General features: G+C 40.4%; 20 protein-coding genes. 11 read left to right on the top strand and 9 right to left on the bottom strand.

From position 1 onward, the window contains the following. The first annotated feature begins 161 nt into the window (after positions 1-161). On the top strand, positions 162-545 hold the full coding sequence (locus R9C00_27735; GenBank protein WPO35493.1) for a hypothetical protein: 384 nt from the start codon (positions 162-164) through the stop codon (positions 543-545). 104 nt (positions 546-649) lie between these two features. On the opposite strand, the gene hemW is transcribed toward R9C00_27735, so the two are convergent. Both hemW and R9C00_27725 read right to left on the bottom strand, forming a co-directional pair. Beyond that, positions 650-1,771: a radical SAM family heme chaperone HemW gene (gene hemW, locus R9C00_27730; protein ID WPO35492.1), complete on the bottom strand. Its 1,122-nt coding sequence runs from the start codon at positions 1,769-1,771 to the stop codon at positions 650-652. A gap of 10 nt (positions 1,772-1,781) precedes the next feature. Continuing rightward, the gene (locus R9C00_27725; GenBank protein WPO35491.1) at positions 1,782-3,122 is read right to left on the bottom strand and encodes a saccharopine dehydrogenase C-terminal domain-containing protein; all 1,341 of its coding nucleotides are present in this window, start codon (positions 3,120-3,122) and stop codon (positions 1,782-1,784) included. 575 nt (positions 3,123-3,697) lie between these two features. On the opposite strand from R9C00_27725, the gene R9C00_27720 reads away from it, so the two are divergent. After that, positions 3,698-6,643 carry a glycoside hydrolase family 3 N-terminal domain-containing protein gene (locus R9C00_27720; GenBank protein WPO35490.1) on the top strand — a complete coding sequence of 982 codons (2,946 nt, stop codon included), beginning with the start codon at positions 3,698-3,700 and terminating at the stop codon, positions 6,641-6,643. Between the two features lie 14 nt (positions 6,644-6,657). On the opposite strand, the gene R9C00_27715 is transcribed toward R9C00_27720, so the two are convergent. Continuing rightward, complete coding sequence (locus R9C00_27715) at positions 6,658-7,965, bottom strand: LysM peptidoglycan-binding domain-containing protein (protein WPO35489.1); 1,308 nt, start codon at positions 7,963-7,965, stop codon at positions 6,658-6,660. A 302-nt stretch (positions 7,966-8,267) separates the two neighbouring features. Between R9C00_27715 and R9C00_27710 the strand changes: the two genes are divergently transcribed. Then, positions 8,268-8,675: a hypothetical protein gene (locus R9C00_27710; GenBank protein ID WPO35488.1), complete on the top strand. Its 408-nt coding sequence runs from the start codon at positions 8,268-8,270 to the stop codon at positions 8,673-8,675. After that, entirely contained in the window at positions 8,668-9,471 is an 804-nt protein-coding gene (locus tag R9C00_27705; GenBank protein ID WPO35487.1) for an MOSC domain-containing protein, read from the top strand. Before R9C00_27710 ends, R9C00_27705 begins: the two co-directional genes overlap by 8 nt. A gap of 7 nt (positions 9,472-9,478) precedes the next feature. Here R9C00_27705 and R9C00_27700 read toward each other — a convergent pair whose 3' ends face one another. Continuing rightward, positions 9,479-10,183: a hypothetical protein gene (locus tag R9C00_27700; protein WPO35486.1), complete on the bottom strand. Its 705-nt coding sequence runs from the start codon at positions 10,181-10,183 to the stop codon at positions 9,479-9,481. Between the two features lie 173 nt (positions 10,184-10,356). Between R9C00_27700 and R9C00_27695 the strand changes: the two genes are divergently transcribed. Further along, positions 10,357-11,277 carry a DUF4846 domain-containing protein gene (locus R9C00_27695; protein ID WPO35485.1) on the top strand — a complete coding sequence of 307 codons (921 nt, stop codon included), beginning with the start codon at positions 10,357-10,359 and terminating at the stop codon, positions 11,275-11,277. Here R9C00_27695 and recJ read toward each other — a convergent pair. Next, positions 11,274-12,986 (bottom strand): single-stranded-DNA-specific exonuclease RecJ, encoded by a 1,713-nt coding sequence (gene recJ, locus R9C00_27690; protein WPO35484.1) that lies wholly within the window; start codon positions 12,984-12,986, stop codon positions 11,274-11,276. The genes R9C00_27695 and recJ overlap by 4 nt on opposite strands. A gap of 610 nt (positions 12,987-13,596) precedes the next feature. Here recJ and R9C00_27685 point away from each other — a divergent pair. Together R9C00_27685 and R9C00_27680 are read left to right on the top strand one after the other, a co-directional pair. Then, positions 13,597-16,971, top strand: a complete 3,375-nt coding sequence (locus tag R9C00_27685; GenBank protein ID WPO35483.1) for a gliding motility-associated C-terminal domain-containing protein — start codon at positions 13,597-13,599, stop codon at positions 16,969-16,971. Between the two features lie 55 nt (positions 16,972-17,026). Beyond that, a complete protein-coding gene (locus tag R9C00_27680; GenBank protein ID WPO35482.1) occupies positions 17,027-18,079 on the top strand; it encodes a PorP/SprF family type IX secretion system membrane protein in 1,053 nt (350 codons plus the stop codon). Positions 18,080-18,122: 43 nt separating this feature from the next. Here the strand turns inward: R9C00_27680 and R9C00_27675 are convergent, their stop codons facing one another. Next, positions 18,123-19,025 carry a DMT family transporter gene (locus tag R9C00_27675; GenBank protein WPO35481.1) on the bottom strand — a complete coding sequence of 301 codons (903 nt, stop codon included), beginning with the start codon at positions 19,023-19,025 and terminating at the stop codon, positions 18,123-18,125. A 104-nt stretch (positions 19,026-19,129) separates the two neighbouring features. After that, a complete protein-coding gene (locus R9C00_27670; GenBank protein ID WPO35480.1) occupies positions 19,130-19,276 on the bottom strand; it encodes a DUF2256 domain-containing protein in 147 nt (48 codons plus the stop codon). Positions 19,277-19,569: 293 nt separating this feature from the next. On the opposite strand from R9C00_27670, the gene lipA reads away from it, so the two are divergent. From lipA to hflX, 3 genes are read left to right on the top strand one after another with little or no spacing between them, the layout of a single operon-like run. Then, positions 19,570-20,442, top strand: coding sequence for a lipoyl synthase (gene lipA / locus R9C00_27665; protein ID WPO35479.1), 873 nt, complete (start codon positions 19,570-19,572; stop codon positions 20,440-20,442). Beyond that, positions 20,443-20,682 carry a cytochrome b5 domain-containing protein gene (locus R9C00_27660; protein ID WPO35478.1) on the top strand — a complete coding sequence of 80 codons (240 nt, stop codon included), beginning with the start codon at positions 20,443-20,445 and terminating at the stop codon, positions 20,680-20,682. 6 nt (positions 20,683-20,688) lie between these two features. Continuing rightward, positions 20,689-21,915, top strand: a complete 1,227-nt coding sequence (gene hflX / locus R9C00_27655; protein ID WPO35477.1) for a GTPase HflX — start codon at positions 20,689-20,691, stop codon at positions 21,913-21,915. 86 nt (positions 21,916-22,001) lie between these two features. On the opposite strand, the gene R9C00_27650 is transcribed toward hflX, so the two are convergent. Next, positions 22,002-22,559, bottom strand: coding sequence for a MotA/TolQ/ExbB proton channel family protein (locus R9C00_27650; GenBank protein ID WPO35476.1), 558 nt, complete (start codon positions 22,557-22,559; stop codon positions 22,002-22,004). 12 nt (positions 22,560-22,571) lie between these two features. After that, positions 22,572-23,741 (bottom strand): ArsA family ATPase, encoded by a 1,170-nt coding sequence (locus R9C00_27645; GenBank protein WPO35475.1) that lies wholly within the window; start codon positions 23,739-23,741, stop codon positions 22,572-22,574. 471 nt (positions 23,742-24,212) lie between these two features. Between R9C00_27645 and sucD the strand changes: the two genes are divergently transcribed. Continuing rightward, positions 24,213-25,103: a succinate--CoA ligase subunit alpha gene (sucD, locus tag R9C00_27640; protein WPO35474.1), complete on the top strand. Its 891-nt coding sequence runs from the start codon at positions 24,213-24,215 to the stop codon at positions 25,101-25,103.

The raw sequence follows: 25,103 nt of genomic DNA, 5'->3' as shown, positions 1-25,103 counted from the left end.
AAATGTTAATACAGATTAATACTATGTGTGATTAGTAAAAAATATAAATTATCATATTTGCAATCTAAGATAGGTGAAACTTTTTCTAGATAAAATTCATTTTTTTTATACTAACAAATCAAGCTATTATTTCAATAGCCAATATCTTATATCCTTGAAAAATGAAAAACATTAATCAATTTACCCAGGAATATAAAGAGTGGTTGAATAAACTTATCTTCATTCAAGACGAGTTTAGATACTTCAATAACAAATTGAATTATTTGATGACCATAAATGTGAAGAAACCTATCCGACAACAAGCAGCCCAATTTAAGGGTAAGGTTGAGGGTAAAATATTATATATAGAGGAGATGCAACAGACGATTGAAGCTCATATAAGCGCAGTCAATATATTAGCAGTTGACAGTGATGTCTTTTTGGAGGGACATGAAAACAAGAGAAAAACTATAAACTCTATTGTAGATAGTTATAAAGAGACCAAATCAGTTTTTGAGAATATGGTAATGAGTTTGGGGCATGTGGACAACAACTATATTTCTTAAATCAGAGCATTTTTTTTAGAAAGAGGGCAGTTTCTTTAAAGAAACCGCCCTCTTTTTTTACGAGCTAATTGTTTAAAAGCCATTAGTAACATTAGGCATGTTCACTATAAAAATAAAGTTTGGGCAATATAGTCTGCTTGAAGTATTCCTTTTTTACTAGCTTTTATGTAGTCCTTGCTTTTTTCTATGAGTTGATGTTTTTCCAATACCGAAATTTCTTCTTTTTTAATTTCCTTCAAATTAATGCCAAATTTACTTTGAAGGGTTTCAAGATCGCATCCCCACATTGTCCGAACAGAGGTCATGACAAACTCGTTTATTTGTTGTTCTTTCGTTAATCTTTCAAGTTCATAAGCTTGGTGGCCACTATTGATCGCTTTTATATATTTTGGGTTGCTCTCGATATTAAAATGGCGAGTTGTTCCATTAAACGAATGTGCTCCAGGGCCTATGCCTAAGTAATGGACTTGTTTCCAGTAGTTGGTATTGTGAAGCGAATGGAAGCCTGGTTTGCCAAAATTGGAGACTTCATAATGATCAAAACCATTTTTGGTCAATTCCTCAATTAGATATTCAAATTGGTCGGCAGAAAAATCATCCTCCACAAGCTCAAGCTTTCCTTTTTTTGCCCAATTCCCAAATACGGTTTTTTCTTCAATAGTCAGGCTATACGCCGAAACATGCTGGGTATTGAGCTTTAAAGCCGTTTCTACATCTTTTTTCCAAATATCCCAGCTATCCTCGGTAATGGCGTAAATGAGGTCGATCGTGATATTATCGAAACCTGTTGCTTGAGCGCTTTTTACACAATCAACAGCCTGTTTAGCATTGTGAGAGCGGTTCATTTTCACCAAATACTCGTCATTAAAAGTTTGGATACCTATACTCAGCCTATTGATTCCGGCTGACTTTAGTTCTGTAAGTTTTTCTAAGGAAAGGTCATCAGGGTTTGCTTCCAGCGTAATTTCTGCTGTAGGCGAAACATCGAACGTTTGTTGGATTGAAGCAAGCAGTTGAGTCAACTCTTGGGCAGAAAGAACCGATGGCGTGCCTCCTCCAAAATAAATTGTCTGGATAGTATCTGAAAAGTAGTTTGTCTGCCAGCGCATTTCTTTTTCCATTGCTTGTAACATTTTTTCTTTTAGCTGAAAATTAGTGCTAAAATGAAAGTCGCAATAATGACAGGCCTTCCTACAAAAAGGTACGTGGATATAGATTCCCGACATTTTCCCTTACTTAACTAAGCTCTTCTTCCTTTTCTGTGAAACTGATTCCCATGTTGGTTAGTTCCTCCAAAATAGGTTCATAAATTTCGGGGGTGATGGGTACATGGATGCCTTTTAGTTTTATCTTTTCTTCTAGAATCATTTTTATGGCTATGCCTAGGGGCAAACCAACCGTTTTTGCCATAGCAGTATTTTCATGATCCTCGCCTAGCACTACCATCGAAGAGGTTTTTCTATAAGTCTTGTCCTTTAGTTTGTAATCAAACAAGTGCCACATCACTATCATATCTTTGTCTTCAGCACTTAACTTCCATTTTTTCTCCAAAATATGCTGAAGAATTTGTGCCGGAGTAGCATTTGGAAGCCCTACTTTTTTGTCTTCAAATATCCCAAGCCATTTCAGCTTTTCCATGATGTCAGAATCTTGGTCTATTTTGAGGTAATGCATCAGCTTTAGCTCTACAGAGTCGTGAGGGTTGAATGACAAAAAGGAGTTGATAAACTGGCGATGGGTAAAGTTTTCAGAACCTTCCATTACGTAAGAATCATCCGTAGCTCCCAGTTGTACAAAAGCATTCCAAGCTCGGCAAAAACCTGGTCGCCTAAGCGTTCCGCGGTAGATTGTGCTGATTCCTCTCAAGTTATATACATCTAGGTACTTTAGCGAATCGCGATTGGCATAGCCTTCGAATTTACCATAGCCATCTATTTCAATTATTTCTGTGCGCCTGAACAGTTTGTGGTAAGGAATGTATTTGTACCTACCTTCTTGGATGAATTTTACCGTCCCCTGCCCTGCCAAAACTACATTTCTGGGATTCCAAGTGAATTTATATTTCCACGGATTGTTTTCGCTTTCTGGTGAAAGCAAGCCACCAGCAAAAGATTCGAAATTGATCATCTCACCGCCTTTTCCTCGTATCTCGTCAATTACTTTCATGGCCGAGATATGATCGAGACCTGGATCTAATCCAATTTCATTTAAAAATAGGATGTTTTTTTCCTTGGCTTCTTTATCGAGTTTTTGAAGTTCGGGAGAAACGTAGGAAGCCGTGACCATAGACTTGCCTAGGTCTAAGCAGGTGTTGGCTACTTTGGGATGAAACCTAGCTGGTAGCATTGATATAACAATGTCTGCCATTCCCACTTCTTGTCTTAGCTGTGTTTCATTATGTACACTAAAGTCGATTACCCGTGCGCTAGACCCTTTTACTTTGCGCATTAAGGCTTCCATATTCTTATCTCCAATAGAAACTTGCCAATTGTATTCTGCAGCATTATCTAGAAGGTACTTAATGAGGGTGTGGGCTGATTTTCCGGCACCAAGCAATAATATTTTTTTTAGTCGCATAGCCTTTGTGTTTGTAGGGATCGGTAAACATCGGTTCTAGTTTTTGCCTTGTGACAAAGCTTAATTCTATATGTTGCAAAAAAATAGACAAAAAGCCGATACCTTCAAATATAACTCATTTTATTGGCGGTATAGCAGGTTTTGCTACTCAAAATGCAAACCTTTATTTATGTTGTATTTCGGGCAAAAGAGTTGATGTACTTAATATCTACCACAAGAAAAAAACAATTTGTAACCTGTTGGTAATCAAAATAATTATAGGATTTGTTCTTAGCCCAGAAGAAATAAAATTATTAACCTTCGTTAACTCATCGGGGCGATAGTGTGTCTTTTTAGAAGACAAAAGCTTAGGGAAAAAGCATGATTTTTTTTAACTAAGCACCTCGTATTGGTAAAAGTCAATTATATCTTTACAGAGTTCAAATCCTCTCATTCAATACCAAACAAGTTTTAATAAATCTGGAATTACAGGTTTATATACTTAAACTGAACAACAAGAACTGCTAAAATTAAGATTAACTATGAAGTTGAGCGCATCAGTGAGATTAATTATTGTATTAACAAGCTGCTTTCTTATGGGTTTGTCCGTGAAGGATAGAAACCAGCCTCCGCAAAAAGGTGACCTGTTCCCCATTGGGCAAACCAATTGGGTGGATAGCGTCTTTTCGCAAATGGAGTTGGAAGATAAGATTGGGCAGTTGTTTATGGTTACAGCTTATTCCAATTTGGGAAATGCGCATGTTCAGCAAATAGAAAGCTTGATAAAGGAGTATAAAATAGGGGGCTTGATCTTTATGCAGGGAGGACCTATACGGCAAATCAAGTTGGTAAATCGGTATCAAAACCTTTCCGAACTTCCTCTTCTTATAGCACAAGATGCTGAGTACGGTTTGGCTATGCGTCTAGATAGTACCATGAGATTCCCTAATCAAATGACACTTGGCGCCATTGATGATGAACGATATCTCTACGACATGGGAGCGGAAATAGCCCACCAGCTAAAAGCAGTTGGCGTAAATGTGAGCTTTGCTCCAGTAGTAGATGTAAACATAAACCCTGCAAACCCTGTGATAGGCTGGCGCTCTTTTGGGGAAAACCCTGAAAACGTAACAAGAAAGGCAAAAGCCTATATGAAAGGCTTGCAACACAATCAAGTGATAGCAAATGCCAAGCATTTCCCAGGTCATGGCGACACCAACTTAGATTCTCATTACGACCTACCAGTTATCAAGCACGACAGGACTAGGCTCGATTCTATTGAAATGTATCCATTCAGAGGCCTGATAGCAGATTCATTACTTAGCGTGATGATTGCCCATTTGAATGTACCTTCTCTCGATTCCACACCGAACTTACCAACTTCTCTCTCAAAGCCTGTGGTAACCGGCTTGCTCAAAAATGAGCTTGGTTTCCAAGGCTTGGTCTTTACCGATGCGCTTAACATGAAAGGAGTCACTAAATATTATCGCGCAGGAGAAGTAGAGCTGGAAGCATTAAAGGCAGGTGTCGATATTCTACTTTCTCCTGAAAACATTCCTTTGGCTATAAAAAAAATAAAAGAAGCGATAGAAGACGGAACTCTTGCCGAAGAAGATATTGATGAACGAGTAATCAAGATTTTAAAGGCAAAATTCATTGTAGGTCTCAATAGGTTTGAAAAACTGCCAATGGATAACTTGCAAGCTGATCTGTTCCGCTCACGGGCTTTGGCTATCAAGTCGGAATTATATGAGCAGGCGGTAACTGTTGTAAATAACAAAGAAGGACTGTTGCCATTTGTAAATGTTGATAGTTTGGAATATGCTTCTATTTCCATAGGAAGCAAGAGTAAAACCAGCTTTCAAAAATACTTAGAGAAGTACACCGATTTCGAGCATTTTAATACGGGTTCTACTCCTACGCCGGGCGAGGTAAGCAAAATAATGGCAAAAGCTTCTACCAAAAATTTTGTGGTAGTAGGAATCCATGGGATGACGAACAGGAGAAGCAAAAGATATAATTTGTCTTCTGGAGCGGTTTCTTTTATCAACAAATTGAGGCAAAAAACGAAAGTGGTAGTGGTTGCGTTTGGCAATCCTTATAGCTTAAAATACTTGCCTTCTCAAGATTGGCTAGTGTGTGCGTACGAAGATGATACACTTATGCAAAAAGCAGTTCCGCAAGTTCTTTTCGGTTCTCTCAATAGTTATGGGAAATTACCTGTAACGGTTTCTGAAGAGATGAAAGAGGGGCAGGGCTTCAGAGTAAATTCGATTGGAAGAATGGGATATAGCTTTCCCGAAAATGTAAAAATGAATGCCCGAAAGTTGGCAATGATTGACTCTGTAGTAGCTGAGGCTATCCGTAAGGAAGAGTCGCCAGGTTGCCAAGTGCTAGTGGCAAGGAAGGGGAAAATCATTTTCGAAAAAGCCTATGGTTACCATACTTATAGCAAGAAAAAACCGGTTACCACAGACAATGTTTATGATCTGGCTTCGCTCACCAAAGTGCTATCTACTTTGCAAGCGGTGATGCTACTGGAGGGAGATAAAAAAATAAACTTAGATGCCAAGCTTGTTGATTACCTTCCTGAGCTGGAAGGCACGGACAAAGCGAATATGACTTTATTCCAAATTTTGGGACATCAGGCAGGGCTTATCCCTTTTTACCCTTTTTGGAGTAAGATAATGGAGAAAAAGAAACACAACCCCGCTTTTCTCTCTACTACACAAAGCGATAGTTTTAACGTTCAGCTCTCAGATGATTTGTTTGCGATAAATACCATTGAAGATTCTGTATATCAGTGGTTGATTGAAACAAAACTTTCTACAAGAAGAGGAAGGGCTTCCACATATACATATCGCTACAGCGATTTGGGATTTATGTTTTTGAAACAAGTAGTTGAAAGGGTGGAGCGCACCAGGTTAGATTCTATAGTGACATCAAATATTTATACTTCACTGGGTCTTAAATATTTAGGTTATAACCCTCTTGGAAGACTTGATAAAAATAATATTACCCCTACCGAAATGGACATTTACCTCCGCAAAGGGCTTGTTCACGGATATGTGCATGACCCGGGGGCTATTTTGCAGTCTGGGGTTGGTGGACATGCTGGCTTGTTTAGCAATGCCCATGATATAGCAGTACTCTTACAAATGAATCTGCAGGGTGGGTATTATGGAGGAAAACAGCTCCTTAGCCAAGAAAGCTTAGAAAAGTTCAATACAAGATACTTTGTAAAGAACAGAAACCGCAGAGGCTTAGGTTGGGATAAACCAGGGGTAAAAGATATCGAAGGTCCTACCTCGGAAAAAAGCTCGCCCGAAACATTTGGCCATTTGGGATTTACCGGAACTTGTGCATGGGTAGATCCCCAGCATGAGTTGGTATATGTGTTTCTTTCCAATCGCATTCATCCTTTTGCAGGAAACAGGAAGCTGATAAGGAACAATACAAGGCAGGTCATTCAAGATATAATCTACAGCTCTATTGAAGATTACCACGAAGACGCTGCCATTGGAAGGGCTAAGCTTGATTAGTTTGTTATAGTAGACTAAGAAAAACTTAAGCTCGAGCTGAGGAGTTTTTGCATACGCTTCTGTACAACTGGATCGTAACTAGCTCTGATTATAGCCTTTACAATATCCCTATCGTGTATATAGGCTGCCAAATTATAACCTTTCCCATTACTTGCAAGGTGAAGTTTAATTGCCTTTTCTAGCAATTTCTTCGCCCCGTCTGAGCCTAGTTTCACGCTAAGATCAACCAAGGCAGCTGTTCCCGCATCTGAGTTTAGCACAGTTCCAGCTCTGTATGAGTAGTTACCTATAATCAGTTTTGAGTTTTGAATTGGCTTCACAAACATTTGTACCGCAGACTGAACTTGGCAAGCTTTTAAGTTTTCATTTCTAAATGCCCTCACGAAGATTCCACTTAGTTCTTTGTGCTTACGTAAATAAGTAACCGCATCATTGTTCTTCAGTTTTAGTTTTCCAGTAGTCAGGTTAGGGTCTACTACAACCATATTGATGCTGGAGTACGTGTAACTGTTATGTCTGTAGTACTCAACATCGATCCCAAACTCTTGGAAATATTTCCTGAATAAAAAAGGTTGATGTTCTTTGGTCCAGGCAAGCAAATATCCTAGTGCGCCATATTTTGCATTGAATTGGATAAAGCCGATGCTTCCAGAGCCATCGTAAAAATTAAGTGCATCGAAACTGCCTTCGTTGGACGATGCGAAAGCCAATGCCTTGGCTACCTTCATATCGTAGCCAGCATATTTGTAGATAAAGTTTCGGTGAGCTCTTTCTTGTCCGTAGTAACGAATTCCATCAGCGTGTACCGTATGGCGGCTTCTGATGTTATCTTCTACCGAAGCAAGTTTTGCCCCCTCGTAAGTAATATCATGTTTCTTGTTGTAAGTAGATCTCATTCCAAGCTTTTGCCTGTTTAGCTTCACTTGCAGGATAAACCTATAATTTTCGTAAGCAATAGTGGTAACGAACCTTTTGGAAGAACTGTAGCTTTTCGAATTGTTCCTACTTGTAACCGGGCGGTAGATTTCGTTGACCTTGAGGCGTTGGCCAGCGTAAATATTGCTGCCTTTTATTTTATTCAATTGTTGGATTTTGCTTACGGTCACCTTGTATTTTCTCGAGATAGCAAATAGCGTCTCGCCTTTTTTTACTAAGTGGTAAGAAGTAGAAACAGCATTGGTATTTGCCGAATAAGAGCTGGAAGATATGGTTAGGGCTATGATGAAAAATAATACATAGGCTAACCTTTGATGGATTTTAGTTGGGTTGAAAGAAGAAAGAGAGAAAATGCGTTTAAACGCATTTAGGTTGTGGTAGTACATGTTAATTCCCTTGGTTTAATTGATTAATTGCCTAGCTAGTTTGCCATACCTCTTGGGTAGGTGCTATTTATTCATAAGAAAATCCAATGCCAAAATACATATTTCTACAAAACTGTACAAAAAGATCTTTATTACCTGTTAGTTATCTTGATTTCAGATGAAGATTCTCATTTTTGGAAAAAACTTTCTGAGGGTGGTAAAAAAAATAGTTATGGAGCCGTGTACAAAACCTCTTCTCAAGTTTAGGTAGAAAAATTTAAACATCACTAGTCAATCAAAGGATTTTTTTGAATCAAACTAACATGGATAACACATCAAGGTTGCTTTTTTATGGAGAGTTGAACAATGGCTTGGATTATTCTTATCAAAAGGATTGGGCTGTTTCTTTCAAAGCGAGATATAAACATATACCTTTCTTTGATGTTGATAACCACTCCGACCAATCAATGCTAACCTATGCAAAACAGCTCATCGAAGAGTCAAAACCTATTGTTTTGGTGTTATCTCTTAATGATGCTGAAGAATTGGGTATCATTAAAACGATAGTAAGCATCTTGGTGAAGAAAAAAGGAGAGATGTTTTTTGTGAAAGTAGGAAATCACCCGATGTTAGATAAAATGCTTAAACTAGTAAAGAAAGAAATGCTTTTTGAACTAGAAAGCGAAGATCAAATTATTCCAATCATCGAAAAAATATTAAATCATGGATAGCAAAATAACTGTCAGCTCACTTACTGTTTTCCCTCTCAAGTCTGCAAAAGGCATTTCTGTTCCCAAAGCTACAATTAGCCAGACAGGCTTTGCGCATGATCGGAGGTGGATGATAACGGACATGGAGGGACAATTTTTGACACAGCGGGTTTTTACCCAACTTGCCCTGGTTGAAACTCAGCTAAAAGATGGTAAAATTGAAATTCATGCTCCCAACATGGGGGCTTACGCTTTTACCTCAGAGCCGACGATGGGCAAAACGGTAGAAGTGGAAGTGTGGGGCGATGAATGTGAAGCTATAGCTCCCGATGAAAAACTAAACAGGTGGATGAGTGAGTTTTTGGACAAGGAATGCCAAGTAGTGTATATGCCAGATATTAGCGAAAGGTTGGTGGAAAAGGATTATAACCCAGGTGAAAAATTGGTAAGCTTTGCCGATGGTTTTCCTTTTTTATTGATATCAGAAGCGTCTTTAGCAGATCTCAATTCTCGCTTAGATACTCCTGTTGGTATGGAAAGGTTCAGGCCAAACATTGTAGTGAGTGGTGGGGAAGCATTCCAAGAAGATGGTTGGAAAAAAATTAGAATAGGTGAAGCAGTTTTTTCAGTTTCAAAGCCATGTGCCCGTTGCGTCCTCACCACGGTCGACCCGCTTACAGGGGAAAAAGGGAAGGAACCCTTAAAGACCTTGGCTAGCTACAGAAAAGTTGGAAAGAAAATTATGTTTGGGCAAAACCTACTTTGCGAAAGCGGCTCAAAAGTAGCGCTGGGAGATAAGTTGGAAGTCTTGGAATAAGTTTTTGTTATAAGAAATTGACAAGGCTTCTCTGTTCAGATTTGTTGCCTAAGCTGTCTTCAGCAGATATTACTAACTCGTGCAGCCCCTTTTCAGTGGATGTATAGCTAGTATCAATGGTGAATGTTAGCTCTTTTATATCGGAAAAGCTTCCAACCAAAAACTCTGTTGAATCGGTAGTAAGTTCGATAGTCAAGGTGCTAAGATTTTCATGGGCACTAACAAGTCCTTCTATATTTAAAACCTCACTTTGAGGAAGAGCAACGCTATCTGTTGTAGGCATGTTTAGCCCAATAAAGGGCAAGTTGTTTTGGATATTAATTTCAAAAGGGCCTAGGTTAGCCTCATTTTCGCGCTCGTCCGATGCTACGAAGTTTAGGGTGTATTTGCCACTTGCCGCTTCATTGCTTACTGTTAGTTTTCTGTCTGCCACACTCGCATTTCCAGCTATATAAAACGTATCTACCTGAGTGATGCTAGTTTGGTTAGAAAGAGGATAATTAGTTTCAAAATTTGCATCTAATGTAGTGATGAATTGAAGTAAAAGCACATCGTCCGAGAAAGCCCCCTCTATTCTGATATCCCCAGGAATGTTTACTGTTTCGGAAGTGGCATCTTGAACGTAACCCTCACCTGTAGTTAGCGTAAGCCCTTCTACATCTGGTGGAGTAGTGTCTTCTTCAAGGCAGGAACTTGCCCACAATATTGCCATGCAAATAAAAACGTATGAAACTCTCATGAAACCTCTTTGCTTTTTATAAAATGGATGTACAAATATAGGGCTCTTAAGCTAAGCTTTGTTGAAAATTGTAGGGTTAAAAAAATGTAAAGTAGTTTACATCCTAAGTAAGGATGCGGATGAACATAAAATCAACTTCCCAAAATATGTATCGCATTTTTCTTTTTACATCGCTATTGCTGTTTTTACTTTCTTGTACTCAACAGCAATCTGCGCCCATAGCTGCTGTGCCAGAGAAAGGTTCTAAAGCAGTAATACCCGAAGTTGGGAGCGATTCTTTGCCCAAAGGCAATCCGAGGTACTTATGGTTAGACACGGAGAATGGTGAGAAAGAACGTATTTCAAAAATCGCCCCTCCAGCAAATTATACACGCAGCGATGAAAAAGCCAATAGCTATGGTGAATGGCTTCGTTTTTTACCCTTAAAACCCAAGGGGTCAGAAGTTAGGTTATATAACGGGGACAAGAAATACTCCCAAGGTCACCATGCCGCGGTAGTAAATATAGATGTGGGCAAAAGGGATTTGCAGCAATGTGCCGATGCGGTAATGAGGCTAAGGGCGGAATATCTTTATTCTGTAAAAAAATATGATAACATCCATTTCAACTTTACCAATGGACAAAATATGCCGTTTGCAAAATGGAAAAATGGCTATAAGATTTCCGTAAAGGGAAATAAGGCACTTTGGGTAGCTTCATCTTCTTCAAACGGGACGCATACTAGCCTCAGAAAATACATGACTTGGATATTTATGTATGCAGGTACAGCCTCGCTCAGTAAGGAGCTAAAGCCGGTAGCTATTTCGGAGGTAGAAATCGGAGATGTATTTATACAAGGAGGTTTTCCAGGGCATGCCATAATAGTGGTGGACATGGCAGTTTCTACTTCTGGTAAAAAAGTGATAATGCTCGCCCAAAGCTATATGCCTGCCCAAGATATTCACGTGCTGGTAAACCCTACTGACCAAACTCTTGGTGCTTGGTACGAAGTAGAAAAAATAAAAGAATCGGGAATGCTCATCACTCCCGAATGGCGATTTACTTCTTCTGATCTCAAGCGGTTTTAAGCTTGGTGGTTGGGGAATTTCAAATCCTTGAGATGGAGCTGTAAAGACTTCTCCCCCCTAAATATATTCTCTTCTATATTGTAGCAAATTAAGAAAGGGACTTCTGGCTCAATCTGATCATAAAACTCTTCCATACTAAAGCCAATAGCATTGAAATAGCGATCTGTTCCTTCTTGCCTAACCGAAAGTTTCAGATGCTTTTCTTTCAAAAGTTTCCAATGACCTTCGGAACAAACAACTTCGGAAACAAATACAGGGTGCATGTTGGCAGGACCGAAAGGTGCCATTTGCCTCATTACCTTGTAAAAGTTATAGTTGATTTGATCTAGGTCGATTTGAAGATCGATATTGATTTTTGGGACGAGCTGTTCTGGGGTAATACGTGAGCTTACCACTTCCTCAAACTTTTCGGCAAAGCCCTTTATATTTTCAATTTGCAGCGTCATTCCCGCTGCATGCTTGTGCCCGCCGTACTGCTCCAAAAATTCAGAACATTCGGAAATTGCTTCGTACAAATCGAATCCATCTACCGAGCGGGCAGAGCCAGTCGCCTTCCCATTCGATTCGGTTAGGATAATGGTCGGTCGGTAATACTTTTCAATACACCTAGAAGCCACAATCCCCACAATCCCTTTGTGCCAATCCGATTTGTAAAGTACCGACGAAGTTGCATCTGGGGCAACATGCTCTTCAATCAGCGCCAAAGCTTCTCCTGTGATGCTCTCATCAAAAGTCTTTCGGAGGGTGTTATTGTTGTTTACCTGTTTGGCAATGTCCTGCGCTTCTTCTTCGTCTTCCGACAAAAGTAGTTTTACGGCTTGGTTTGCGTGGGCAATTCTGCCAGCGGCGTTTATCCTTGGTCCAAGGCCAAATACCATCGAATTTACATCAATTGTTCCTTCCCTAGCCGTGGTAACAATCAGCGCTTTCAACCCAGTTCTTGGTTCTTCGTTGAGCAGTTCTAGGCCATATTTCACCAAAATCCTGTTTTCCCCGTTGAGCGGAACGATGTCGCAGGCCGAGCTGATGGCAGGAAGATCGAGCATTTCGAGTAAATCTTCTTGAGGCAAGTTCCTTGTTTGGGCAAGGGCCTGCAAGAGCTTGTAGCCAATTCCGCAGCCCGAAAGTTCTTTGAATGGGTACGGACAGTCTTTGCGCTTGGGGTCAAGTACGGCGACTGCTTTTGGAAGATTCTCGCCGGGGTTGTGGTGGTCGCAGATGATAAAGTCAATCCCAAATTTCTTGGCATATTCTACTTTGTCCAACGCTTTTATTCCGCAGTCCAAGGCGATAATGAGGCTAGCACCTTCTTGGTGAGCATAATCAACTCCTCTTTGGGAAATTCCGTAGCCTTCCTTGTAGCGGTCGGGTACGTAAAAGTCGAGTTTTTGGTAAAATTTGTTGAGATACCCAAAAACCAAAGCAACCGATGTAGTGCCATCCACGTCATAATCGCCATAAATCAATATTTTCTCCTCGTTTTCGATGGCTTTGTTGATGCGGTCGATGGCAATGTCCATGTCTTTCATGAGCCAAGGGTCGTGCAGGTCGGAGAGCTGGGGGCGGAAAAAAGCCTTGGCTTGCTCGAAGGTAGAGATTCCCCTTTGGCACAAAATAGTTGCCATTGGTTTGCTTACGTTAATTTCTTCCGAAAGCGAATCGATCAACTCTTCCTCAGGTATTGCTTTAAAATCCCATCTTTTCTCCATGTGCTGTGTTTTTGGTTTAGGCAGTGCTGCTCGGGTTGTATTTGGTTTTGTGAAATGTAAGCAAAAATAGCTTTCGCCACGCTCTTCACCTAAACATTTGTGGTGAACAGCTTCTTATTTCTTTCCCAAATATTTTTCTGTTATCGTAAATAAAACGAGAAAACCTGACAGGTCACTTGTTAATATTTGATTGCTTAAAAACAGTTAATAAGCCCAAGGCTCATAATGCATTTTGCATTCTCAATATGTAAGTTTGTTGTATCTATTTGAGAATTTTGTATATTTTTTTACGAATATGATTCCTTCTTTTTATGCAAAAAAAGAGTCTTTGCACTGAAGAACTATAATTTGAATGGTTTTTGATGATATAGTGAAGATTGGTAGTAAAACAGTACTTATGTAAGGTTTTCTTATCTTCGAATAATTTCAGCTACATTTTAACTAACCTATATTGGTGGCTCTTTTCAAGAAAGAAATTAAGAACCACTCTTGCACTAAACAGTTTACTGATTAATAAATAGGGTACTGCAGATGTAGTATTGATGAAGAAATTATACGCAAGCTCTGCTTTTTGCAACTTCGAAAAAACTATAAAACAACTAAAGAGAATATGAACAAGAAAGTATTTACCAATAAGCTTCAGTTAGTTGAGCTCGCTGTTGTCAAAAAAATACTGCTTTTACCTCTGTTGCTAGTATTATTGGCTACTTCGCATTCCTCTTTTGCCCAAGGTGCCTGCAACGATAGGGAGTCTTTGGTGGCGCTCTACAATGCTACCGACGGGGCAAGCTGGAAAACTACTTGGGACCTGAATACTCCTATAACTGAATGGTTTGGTGTGGAGGTAAACGCCGATACTTGCGTGATAAGCATCAGGCTGACCGACAATGGGCTAACAGGCTCTATCCCTCCAGAAATCGATTCCCTTTCCCTGCTCGAAGATCTTTTTCTAGATAAAAACAACCTGAGCGACACGATCCCGAATATGGGTAATCTTACGAACTTGCAAAGGCTCAACCTCAGTGAAAATGAACTTTCCGGACCTATTCCGGCTACCTTGGGCTCATTGGCCAACCTGAGAGAAATGAATTTGTCATCGAACGACCTGAGCGGGGAAATTCCTGCGTCGTTAGGTTCGCTTTCGGCTCTTGAGGTTCTTAACCTGAGTAGAAATAACCTAAGTGGAGAAATCCCGTCAAGCTTTGGAGGCTTGAGTAATTTGCGGACACTTGATCTGAGGGACAATAGCTTGGGAGGGGAACTGCCCGAGGAACTTCGGAACTTGGCAAACTTAGAGACATTGAACTTGAGTAGAAACCTTTACGATGAGCTTCCCGACGACCTAGATACGTACACGAATATTGATAATATCATTATTATCAATAATCAACTCACTTTTGAAGATTTACTTCCTAATAATGTATTGAACACTGGTCTTGCTTATGCACCTCAAGATAGTATTGGAGAGGCGAGAACTGTATTTTTGAACCCAGGAGAAAATTATACGATAGATTTAGGTTTTGATGCTACAGTAGAAGGGAATGTCTATACTTGGTTTAAAGACGGTGTAGAAATAGTTGGTGCGCCAAATGAAAATAAACTTCCAATAAACGATGCCCAAGAAGCTGATGAAGGAATTTATACTGTTGTCGTGACAAACCTGTCTGCGCCAACGCTTACACTTAATACCCGCCCTGTAGAAATTATTGTAACAGATCTTTCTTGCCGGGTTGACGACTCACTTGCTTTGGTTACTTTGTATAATAGTACCAACGGAGGCAACTGGGTGGAGACTTGGAACTTAGATACACTTATGAGCACTTGGCATGGTGTAAGTACCAATGCTTTGGGTTGTGTAGATGAGCTGGATTTAACTGGAAATAACTTAAATGGTGAAGTGCCTGCCGAACTTGGGTCAATAGTAAGTCTGGAAAGACTGGTACTTGCCGATAATGTTTTATCAGGAGAAATTCCTAGCGAGCTTGGAGACCTAGTGAACTTAAGGGTATTGAAAATGGAGAATAATACTTTGAGCGATACTATTCCTGAGGAACTTGGTAAACTCTTTATGCTCGATACTTTATCTCTATTTAACAATCAGCTTGAAGGGAATTTCCCAAAAGAGTTTGGAAAGTTAGCTAGCCTTACGGTTCTATGGCTAGATCAAAACCAGCTGGACGATGAACTCCCCGAAGAAATTGGAGATATGACAAGCCTTGTTGATCTTTCATTGAGCAATAACGCTTTTAGCGGAACTATTCCTGCCGAAATTGCCGAGTTAGATTCTTTGTATTCGCTCAACCTTTCAAATAACCAAATTTCCAATGTCCCTCCAGAGATTGCGGATATGGACAACTTGGTGGAGTTATTCCTTACGAGTAATTCATTGAGTGGAGATGTTCCTGTTGAATTTACTCAGATGGATAGCCTCAGGGTATTGCTTTTGAACGAAAACCAATTTACTGGCTTGCCTGATATGGAGTCGCTCGATAGTGTCATCGTATTTATACAAGATAACCAGTTGACTTTTGAAGACTTTCTTCCTGACAATATAAAATATTTTGACATAGGCGAAGATCAGTATTCGCCCCAAGATAGTGTAGGTCCTGGCGGATCGGTTAACCTTGACATTGGTGACGACTATACCATTGACCTTGAAATTGATCCATTTATTACTACTAGTAGCTATAAGTGGTTCAAAGACGGAGTGGAAATAATGGTTTTAAATGTGAATACATTTGATCTGACTGATGTACAAGCTGAAGATGCAGGTTTGTATTGGGCAGAGATAACTAACCCTGATGTACCTGGTCTAGTATTATACAGCAGACCTGTTGAAATTATTATTGGCGACCCTGTAAGTATCATAGGCTCTGATATTGCCTGTATGGGAGATACAGTTACCTATTCAGCAGAACCAATAGATGGGTCATTTATATGGGAAGTAGTTGGTGGTACTATTTTAGGTGAGACTACTGATAACCCGGTTCGAATAGTTTGGACAAAAGATGGAGCTGCTTTGGTTAGAGTGACCGATACTTCATCAGGTTTTACAGATGAAACTCCAGTTACTTTAGGGCCGGACTTAGGTGCTCCAGAGGTTTCTTACCAGCCAGTAATCAAACTTGGAAACCCGCCTACGCCTTTAGTGGCTAGCGGCAGTGAACCAGGTGTGATCATCAAATGGTATTCTGATTCTACCTTAACCGATTCGCTTTTTACGGGCGAAGTCTATCCGCCAGATTTTGATACTTCTATGCCTGGGGTTATTACCTATTATGTGACCCAAGAGTTTGCCGGTTGTATTAGCCCACCAACGGAAGTTACTATAGAAGTGAGGTTGGTAAAACCAGATTTAGTTATTTCTTCTGCCAGTATTACCCCCGGTCAAATTACCAGTAGGGGAACAGTTCAGGCACAAGCTGCTGTGCTAAATATCAGCGATGAGGTAGCCCAACCGACCACAATGAGGGTGTATTTATCTGCCGATACAGTCTTAGGTGCCGATGATATTGAGGTTTCTTCCCAAGATATAAGCTCGCTAGACCTCAATGATGAGGATAGCAAATTCTTCGCCCTTACCGTGCCAGTAGATACAGAACCAGGAACCTACTTCCTCATATTTGTAGCTGATGCCGATGGTGAAGTAGATGAGGAAGATGAAACAAACAACACAGCTATAGTTACGCTTACTATTATTGATAGCGATGTGGAGCTGACCATCATGAACGTGATCACACCAAATGCCGATGGAATGAACGAGGTGCTTTATATTGAAAATATCGAATTCTTCCCAGACGGTGAAGTGACCATTCTCAACAAATGGGGTTTCGAAGTATTCAAAACATCTGGCTATCAAAACGATTGGAATGCTGTCGATTTTTCTGGCAAGCCACTTCCTCCTGGCAATTACATCTGTATAGTGAAGTTCAATGAATCAGGAAAAGAGCCTCTGAGGGAGATAGTAGCAGTAATAAGGCCATAGCCTATTGTTGTATTTATTTGACAAACATACATTCGTGCATGAAAAAAATATTATAATGAAAAACTTTAAAATACTCTTCTTTCTGCTGAGCTTATGGATTGCCAATGGGGTTGCCACTGCCCAAGAGCTGCCGGTATTTACCCAAAAATTTAGCAATTCAGTCTTTTATAACCCTGCTCTTTCGGGCTTAACGGAAGGCTCTATCGATTTGGCGTTCCAAAATGCGTGGAATGGCTTAGATAGAAAAGTGAACAATTCGTACTTTATGGCTCAAGCTCCATTAATGGACGGAAGTATAGGTGCGAGCCTAAACTTCTTCAATGAGAAAATCAACTTGTTCAATACCTTTTATGTATCTGGGGCTGGGGCATATCATCTCCCTGTTAGCTATAACACTACACTCTCTTTTGGCTTGCAAGGTGAATATTTCAATAATAGGATAGACTTGAGTGATGTGAGGGTGATAAATGAGACAGACCCACTTATTTTGAACTATCCTGGGTATAATGGTTTCGACTTTACTTTCGGGGCTAACCTGAGGTCTACCTATTATTCGGTTGGGGCATCTATGAACCGGATGATCAATTTCTTTTCTTCTGACAACTCAGACCCTTCGGGAAATCTTTTTACAGAATTTGCCACGTTCCAAGCTGCTTTTTTCTTGCCAGTGGCAAATGATAGAGATGTATTGGAACCTCGCTTGAACTATCGTACGGTCAAATATTTTGAAAACTTGCTCGATATCGGGGTGTATTATACGTACAACGATCTCCTAACTGTGGGGGGCGCTTATAGGACAAATACAACCTATAATGTATCTGCCGCATTGCATTACGATTATTTTACCATTGGGTACTCTCGCCAGTCGTTTGCCAATGAATATTCGAATGACATAGGAAGTTCTGATGAAATTGTATTACGCTATGTGTTCATGAGCAACGATAATGTTGGTTATTTTGGTAGCGGAGGTCCTAAGAAAGGCAAAGGCTTTAGGCTAGGAGGGGTACAAAAAGTAAAAGCCGACAAGCCAAGGAAACCGATTACATCGAGGAGGGAGAAAAGAAAGATGAAAGGATATAAAGGAAAATATAAAAAGCTTAAAAACTAGAATCAATTTAAAAGCAGCCATTAGGCTGCTTTTTTTATGAATGTTATTTGCTGCGGTTGGTGATAAATACACCAATAATAATAGCTACCATACCCACATAATGATAAGTTTCTAGCACTTCGCCATCAAAAACTCCCCATGCTATAGCTACTATGGGAATAATGTAAGTTACCGAAGTGGCAAAAACAGCTGAAGTATATTGAATCATTTTGTTGAAAATAGCCAAGGCGATGGCAGTACCCAACACACCTAATATGGTGAGGTATCCAAGAGCTAGCCACGCTCCTTCTGTATTGGCTAATCTATACGTAAAATCTGTAGTGAGCAAGTAGATAATTGCCAAAGGGCCTATTCCGAACATGGCTAAGGCGGTAAGCCTTAGGGCTGGGATAGTAGTCAGGTGTACCTTTATAATATTGGCGTTTATCCCGTAGCAGATGGTAGCCAATATGATAAATGAAAAATAATAATTTACCTGCCCAAATCCTCCATCACTTCCTACTAAGCTAAGGATTACACAGCCGCCAAAACCAATAATCAGTCCTATGAGCTGGGTACGCTTTATCCCAACTTTGAAGAAAAGAACGCCTGCAATAAGTGTAAAAAGCGGGGTAAGTGCATTGAGCACACCTGTTACCGAACTGGGTATTTGCGTTTGCGCTTTTGCAAAGAGAAAAGCAGGGATGAAATTGCCAAGCAAGCCCATGGCTACTATGTACCCCCATTTTCCTTTAGGTACTTTTCTCAAACTCAAAATAGCCACGGGCAACAGAAATAGGTAAGCAGTAATTACCCGAAGGGCGCCGACTTGGTCGAAGCTATAAGCGATCAACGATTTTTTGATCAAAATAAAAGAGCTACCCCATATCAATGAAAGGAGCACCAAGGTAAGCCAGTCGATAAGCCTTGGTGCTGTATCGGTTTTGGTTTGGGTTGTTTGTGGCATTAGCCAAATAGTTATGGTTCTAAAAATGTGTTTGTTCAAGCAAAAAAAATGCACGTGTGAAAGCTAAGTTGTTATAATTCGGAAAGTAGGAGAGGAGTTCCTTTTTAAGGTTTATTTCTCCTACATTTTTCGCTGCAATATTTCACATCTTCCCAGCAGCTTTTCCATTTCTTTCGCCATTCAAATGGTTTGCCACAGGTAGAGCATGTTTTGGTAGGTAAGTTGCCCTTCTTATATTTTTTGCTTTCCATACAAAGGGCAAAACAAAACTAGGAGAAAATGTTTAATAAGGGAAGATGTTTTAAGACAAGTAAGAACCCAAAATGGCTAAAAAATACAGCTTCTTGCATTCTATCACCATAAATAGTTTTTTATGGGTATTTTTGCAAAGAGATGATACTCATAGGGTTCATTCCTAAATCAAGAAAGCAGTAAAAGTGAATTTTAGGAAGTGGAATTTGGTTGGATAGTGGCGAGAGGCATCTTAACAACATATTTTGTTGATAAATATATTTTCCTTGTTTTTACTTATTGAAGAAAGCAGATGATAGAATTACCAGTTATACCTCAAGAAAGAAAAAGGAAACCAGATTGGTTGAGAGTGAAATTGCCAGTGGGCAAAGAGTACAGAAATGTGCGCCAATTAGTAGATGAATATAAACTTCATACGATTTGCGAAAGCGGCAATTGCCCCAATATGGGCGAATGCTGGGGAGCAGGTACTGCCACGTTCATGATTTTGGGTAATGTATGTACCAGAGGTTGCTCTTTTTGTGCAGTAGCTACGGGTAGGCCAAACGAGTACGATGCGGAAGAACCAAAGAGAGTAGGCGAGGCCGTGAAGTTGATGAAAGTGAAACACGCCGTGCTTACTTCGGTAAACAGAGATGAGCTGAAAGACAGAGGAGCTGCCATTTGGCACGATACGGTAAAGGAAATTAAAATTCAAAGTCCAGAAACAACCATAGAAACGCTTATTCCTGATGTAAGGAACAACTGGGACGCACTTATCACGATGATAAACCCAGGGCAAGAGGTGGTTTCCCACAACATGGAAACTGTAGAAAGTCTTTACCGGACAGTAAGACCACAAGGCAGGTATGTACGCAGTTTGGAGCAGATAAAAAGAACAAAAGACTTTGGGAAAAGAACCAAGTCTGGTGCAATGCTCGGCTTAGGCGAAACTGATGATGAAGTGTTCAAACTAATGGATGATTTGGTGCAGCATGGTTGCGATATTTTGACTTTGGGTCAGTATCTCCAGCCTACCAAAATGCACATAGAAGTAGCAGAGTTTATTCACCCTGATAAGTTTGCTTTCTTCAAAGAAGAAGGACTCAAAAGAGGGTTGAAATATGTAGAATCAGGTCCGTTGGTAAGGTCATCGTACCATGCCGAAAAACATGTGAACGTATAAATGGCAGATAAATACCCAAAGTATACAGTGCAGCAATTGGCATTGCGCAACGGGAATGACAGAGACGAAATATGGTGTGCCTACCAAGGGGTTATATATGATGTGACGGACTCTAGGTTATGGCGAAACGGAAAGCATTACGAACATTGGGCTGGGCAAGACCTCACCGAAGAACTTGGGGATGCTCCTCACAATGAGAATGTTTTCGATAAGTTTGAGATTGTAGGGATTTTAATTTAGATGTGAGTGAAGAAGGAATTTGAATACACCCAAAAGCACGATAAGCCCAAAGCGGTACTTGTAGCGGTAAAAAGTCAAGATCAGACTGAGGAAAAAACAATGGAATACCTCGACGAACTTGCCTTTTTGGCGAAGACCTTGGGCGTGGAAACCAAAAAAGTTTTTGTCCAAAAGCTTGAAAGGCCCGATACCCGGACCTTTGTAGGAAAGGGAAAGCTGGAGGAGATTGTTGCTTTTATCAAAGAGCATGAAATAGGCATGGTCATTTTTGACGATGATTTATCAACAGCTCATGTTAAAAACTTGGATAAGGAGCTGAAGGATTGCCTTGTAATAGACCGAAGTTTGTTGATTCTCCAGATTTTTATGAAAAGGGCGCAAACAGCCCAAGCGAGAACCCAAGTAGAGTTAGCCCAATACCAATACATGTTGCCAAGGTTGACCAACCTTTGGACGCACCACTCCCGCCAGAAAGGGGGTATCGGTATGAAAGGTCCTGGTGAAACGGAACTTGAAACAGATAAAAGGATTATTCGGGATAAAATTTCGATCCTGAAGAAGAAGCTGGAGAAAATAGATAAGCAAAGCGCCGTAAGGAGAAAGTCGAGAGATAGGCAAGTTAGGGTTGCTTTGGTGGGCTATACCAATGTGGGCAAATCGACCATTATGCGGGCGCTTTCCAAATCGGATGTATTTGCCGAAAACAAGTTGTTTGCCACGGTAGATTCTACGGTAAGGAAAATTGTGATGCACAATATCCCCTTTTTGCTGACTGATACGGTCGGGTTTATCAGAAAACTGCCTACTACGCTTATCGAGAGTTTCAAATCTACGCTCGACGAGATAGTAGAAGCAGATATTTTGCTACATGTGATTGATATTTCCCACGAATCGTTTGAGGAGCACATGGAGGTGGTGAACCAAACGCTACAGGATATAAAAGCGGCTGATAAGCCAACCATTTTGGTCTTCAACAAGATTGATTTGTTCCAACCAAAGGAATATCCGCCATTTGAGGAAGAAACTCCTCCTGCTACTATAGATGAACTAAAAGAAAGTTATTTGGCAAAATCGCAAAATGCGGTGTTTATTTCTGCTACGGAGAAAGATAATTTTAATGATTTGAGGGAGCGATTATTCAGAAAGGTATCGGAATCGTATTACGAGATTTACCCAAACCACAAGAAATATGATTACAACCAATATTGGTTGGAAAAGCCTGAGAACGAATAACTAGTTGAGCCGCCAATTTGAGCGGCTCTTTTTTTACCTTTCCGATTAAATTTTTGATAAGGTCTAATTTCGGTCAAAATTGAAATTTACCCTTTTTTTGTAACTAAGCCTTGTACTTCCTTCTCAATAATATGCTTGGTCACATCGCTGGTGAGTACGGTAATTCGCTCGGAGATGATGGTGAAATCTCCGGAAAGAATGCCTTCAAAGATCTTAAAAATCCCTGCAAAGCTCACGCCTAGCAGAGTAGAAACAAGAGCTAAAGAGAACGAATCGGTGATGTCGCCCAAGTCTGACACGGCGGGGATGATACCTAAAATTGTCCCTAAAATCCCGAGCAGGGGAAACACGGAAATGATAGAGGAAAAAATATGGAACCAGCGGGTGGCTGCATTGTAAGAGTCTTCCATTTTGCTGAAGTTGCTTCGAAGCTGATTCTCGATATCACCTTCTTGCCCAAGCCTTTTTCTTACAAATCGTTCAAGCGGGGCATCTCCTTCAAAAAGATCTTTTTTCAGTTGTTTTATTTGGGTATAAGCTTTGGTGAGCACAATGGCATTTACCGCTGCCAATACAAAAATCAGCAAGTTTATCGCATTGCCAAAAGCGGCGTCCCATATCATTTGACTAGTTTCCGAGTCCATAGTTTCCTTGTTTTATCTTTCTTCCGAGGCTTCAAGTCTTACTGTGAGCCAAGGATTGTCGTAGGTGCAAGAGCCCATTTCGTAAAAGTGCGTAAACCGAGGCAAAAAAATGTTTTTTCTTTGGTTTTGCAACTGGATGATCAATTCATCACCCGATTTTCTCACTTTGAAATCTGTATTTTTTACCAAAGGTAATTTTACTTTCACCTCAAAAGCATTTTTTAGTTCGGTTATTTGAAAAGGCTTTTCGCTAAAATACACTTTTGTAGGGTCATTTTTCCCGTAGATCTGTTCACCTATGTTTGTCAACAGCTTTTCACCAAATACCTCTTCGCCAGCATGCTCTACTTTAAAAATAGGCAATGGAGAAAAACTGTTTTCTATTTCCATCAGGTATTTTTCTTGGGAAACAAGGTATTTGGAAAATGCAGTAGGGATTTCTTCTTGAGGCAAAACTTTGTTCACCACCACCGCATCTACATTATAGCCATAGAGCTGAAGATAGGTAAACGCCCGCTTGGCTTCTTGCACCACCATTCGCTCAGGGTTAGCCACCAAACGGATAGAACTGACTTCGGGATCGGCAAAGACCTTTTGGATTTTTTCCAGCTTATCAAATATATTTTCCAGCTCCATGTAGCCACGGTCTACTGGTACGCCTGTTACATTTCTGATGATGGACCCAACTGTTTTTACCGTAGTTTTCTGGAAAGGGAATGCCTTGCTTACCCACCATTTACTCACTTGGGGCAAGGTCAAAAGCGTGAGGGTTTCGCCTGTAGGGGCACTGTCTATCACTATCAGATCGTATTCATCCTCTTCATAAAATTTTTCCAACCATAAAAAAGCCGACGCTTCTTCCATACCGGGGAGCACCGCCATTTCTTCTGCCAACATGTTTTCCATTCCTTGCCAGCGCAAAACTTGGAGCATGAGTTGCCGCATGTTGCCCCAATATTTTTTCATCGAATAATATACGTCTAGCTCCTGTCCCTCGAGGTTTTCGTTTACAAAAGTAGGTTCGGGACCGAGTTCTACATCTAGGGCGTCGGAAAGGCTGTGGGCGGGGTCGGTAGAGATAATGAGCGTTTTGTATCCGGCTTTGGCAGCACGGTGAGCAGTAGCGGCGGCTATAGTAGTTTTGCCTACTCCTCCTTTCCCCGTAAAAAGTATGATTCGCATGTGTTTGGCAATTAGGTGAGTGAGTTTATAAAGTTGTCTAAAGTAAAATCTTTCGTCTACGAATACTCGGTTTCGCCCTATACTTCCAGTAGTGACTGCCCGGTCAATTTTTCCTTAAATAATCACCGACTATTTGTCTGTGTGACCAGTCCGAGTCAAAATTGAAGCGTCTAGACCAAAGTCGTTCGCTGCTACGGAGGCTCATTCTCGGCATGAAACCCCTTGCTTTAGACAACTTCTATATGATGATTAACACTATTTGAGTTGCTCTGTTATAAATATACATATCTACTGGGGCGGAGAGTTTTTTTATTCAGTTTATTACTATTAAAAAACAAATAATAGAACGTTCCCGAAGAGAAATAGCTGCTTCTCAATTAAATGAAAAATGAAAAACCGCAAATAATTGACTATTTTTTGACTTTGATCATATATTTTTGTTCATATTTATCATAAATAAAAACTCCGATAATGAGCGTTTTAGTAAATAAAAATTCTAAAGTTATAGTTCAGGGTTTCACCGGATCCGAAGGTTCTTTTCACGCATCGCAAATGATTGAGTACGGCACCACCGTGGTTGGTGGTGTTACTCCTGGCAAAGGCGGTCAAGAGCATTTAGGCTTACCTGTTTTCGATACCGTAGTTGAAGCCGTTAAAAAAACAAGCGCCGATGTTTCTATCATTTTTGTTCCACCTGCATTTGCAGCGGATGCAATTATGGAAGCAGCAGATGCAGGCATCGAGTTAATAATCGCTATTACGGAGGGTATTCCGATCAAAGATATGATCAAAGTAAAATCGTATCTTGAAGACAAAGACTCTCGCTTGATCGGACCTAACTGTCCAGGTGTAATCACTCCAGGTGAAGCTAAAATTGGTATTATGCCAGGCTTTATTCACAACCCAGGTACTATTGGTATTGTTTCTCGCTCTGGTACGCTTACCTACGAAGCAGTAGACCAGATTACCAAAGCTGGTTTGGGACAGTCTACTTGTATTGGCATTGGTGGTGACCCAATTATTGGTACTACTACAAAAGATGCTGTTCAGCTTTTGATGGAAGACCCAACTACCGAGGGTATCATCATGATAGGCGAGATTGGTGGACAGATGGAAGCGGAAGCTGCCCAGTGGATCAAAGAAAACGGAAGCAAACCTGTTGTTGGTTTTATTGCTGGTCAAACAGCGCCTCCAGGCCGTAGAATGGGTCATGCAGGAGCAATCATTGGTGGAGCTGAAGATACTGCTGAAGCTAAAATGAAAATTATGGCTGAATGTGGGTTGTTTGTAGTAGAATCTCCTGCCAACATAGGTGAAACTATGGCAAGAGCATTGGAAGAATCCAAAGCAAAAACTGTTTAG

The sequence above is a fragment of the Flammeovirgaceae bacterium SG7u.111 genome (assembly GCA_034044135.1).
In the GTDB taxonomy this organism is placed as follows: domain Bacteria; phylum Bacteroidota; class Bacteroidia; order Cytophagales; family Flammeovirgaceae.
The sequence above is the reverse complement of the archived record's forward strand: the minus strand, read 5'-3'. Positions and strand labels throughout refer to the sequence as shown.

Excerpts from the sequence above, each read along its gene's own strand:
- R9C00_27735 (WPO35493.1), top strand. The coding sequence starts at position 162 with ATGAAAAACATTAATCAATTTACCCAGGAATATAAAGAGTGGTTGAAT.
- hemW (WPO35492.1), bottom strand. The coding sequence starts at position 1,771 with ATGTCGGGAATCTATATCCACGTACCTTTTTGTAGGAAGGCCTGTCAT.
- R9C00_27725 (WPO35491.1), bottom strand. The coding sequence starts at position 3,122 with ATGCGACTAAAAAAAATATTATTGCTTGGTGCCGGAAAATCAGCCCAC.
- R9C00_27720 (WPO35490.1), top strand. The coding sequence starts at position 3,698 with ATGGGTTTGTCCGTGAAGGATAGAAACCAGCCTCCGCAAAAAGGTGAC.
- R9C00_27715 (WPO35489.1), bottom strand. The coding sequence starts at position 7,965 with ATGTACTACCACAACCTAAATGCGTTTAAACGCATTTTCTCTCTTTCT.
- R9C00_27710 (WPO35488.1), top strand. The coding sequence starts at position 8,268 with ATGGATAACACATCAAGGTTGCTTTTTTATGGAGAGTTGAACAATGGC.
- R9C00_27705 (WPO35487.1), top strand. The coding sequence starts at position 8,668 with ATGGATAGCAAAATAACTGTCAGCTCACTTACTGTTTTCCCTCTCAAG.
- R9C00_27700 (WPO35486.1), bottom strand. The coding sequence starts at position 10,183 with ATGGCAATATTGTGGGCAAGTTCCTGCCTTGAAGAAGACACTACTCCA.
- R9C00_27695 (WPO35485.1), top strand. The coding sequence starts at position 10,357 with ATGTATCGCATTTTTCTTTTTACATCGCTATTGCTGTTTTTACTTTCT.
- recJ (WPO35484.1), bottom strand. The coding sequence starts at position 12,986 with ATGGAGAAAAGATGGGATTTTAAAGCAATACCTGAGGAAGAGTTGATC.
- R9C00_27685 (WPO35483.1), top strand. The coding sequence starts at position 13,597 with ATGAACAAGAAAGTATTTACCAATAAGCTTCAGTTAGTTGAGCTCGCT.
- R9C00_27680 (WPO35482.1), top strand. The coding sequence starts at position 17,027 with ATGAAAAACTTTAAAATACTCTTCTTTCTGCTGAGCTTATGGATTGCC.
- R9C00_27675 (WPO35481.1), bottom strand. The coding sequence starts at position 19,025 with ATGCCACAAACAACCCAAACCAAAACCGATACAGCACCAAGGCTTATC.
- R9C00_27670 (WPO35480.1), bottom strand. The coding sequence starts at position 19,276 with ATGGAAAGCAAAAAATATAAGAAGGGCAACTTACCTACCAAAACATGC.
- lipA (WPO35479.1), top strand. The coding sequence starts at position 19,570 with ATGATAGAATTACCAGTTATACCTCAAGAAAGAAAAAGGAAACCAGAT.
- R9C00_27660 (WPO35478.1), top strand. The coding sequence starts at position 20,443 with ATGGCAGATAAATACCCAAAGTATACAGTGCAGCAATTGGCATTGCGC.
- R9C00_27650 (WPO35476.1), bottom strand. The coding sequence starts at position 22,559 with ATGGACTCGGAAACTAGTCAAATGATATGGGACGCCGCTTTTGGCAAT.
- R9C00_27645 (WPO35475.1), bottom strand. The coding sequence starts at position 23,741 with ATGCGAATCATACTTTTTACGGGGAAAGGAGGAGTAGGCAAAACTACT.
- sucD (WPO35474.1), top strand. The coding sequence starts at position 24,213 with ATGAGCGTTTTAGTAAATAAAAATTCTAAAGTTATAGTTCAGGGTTTC.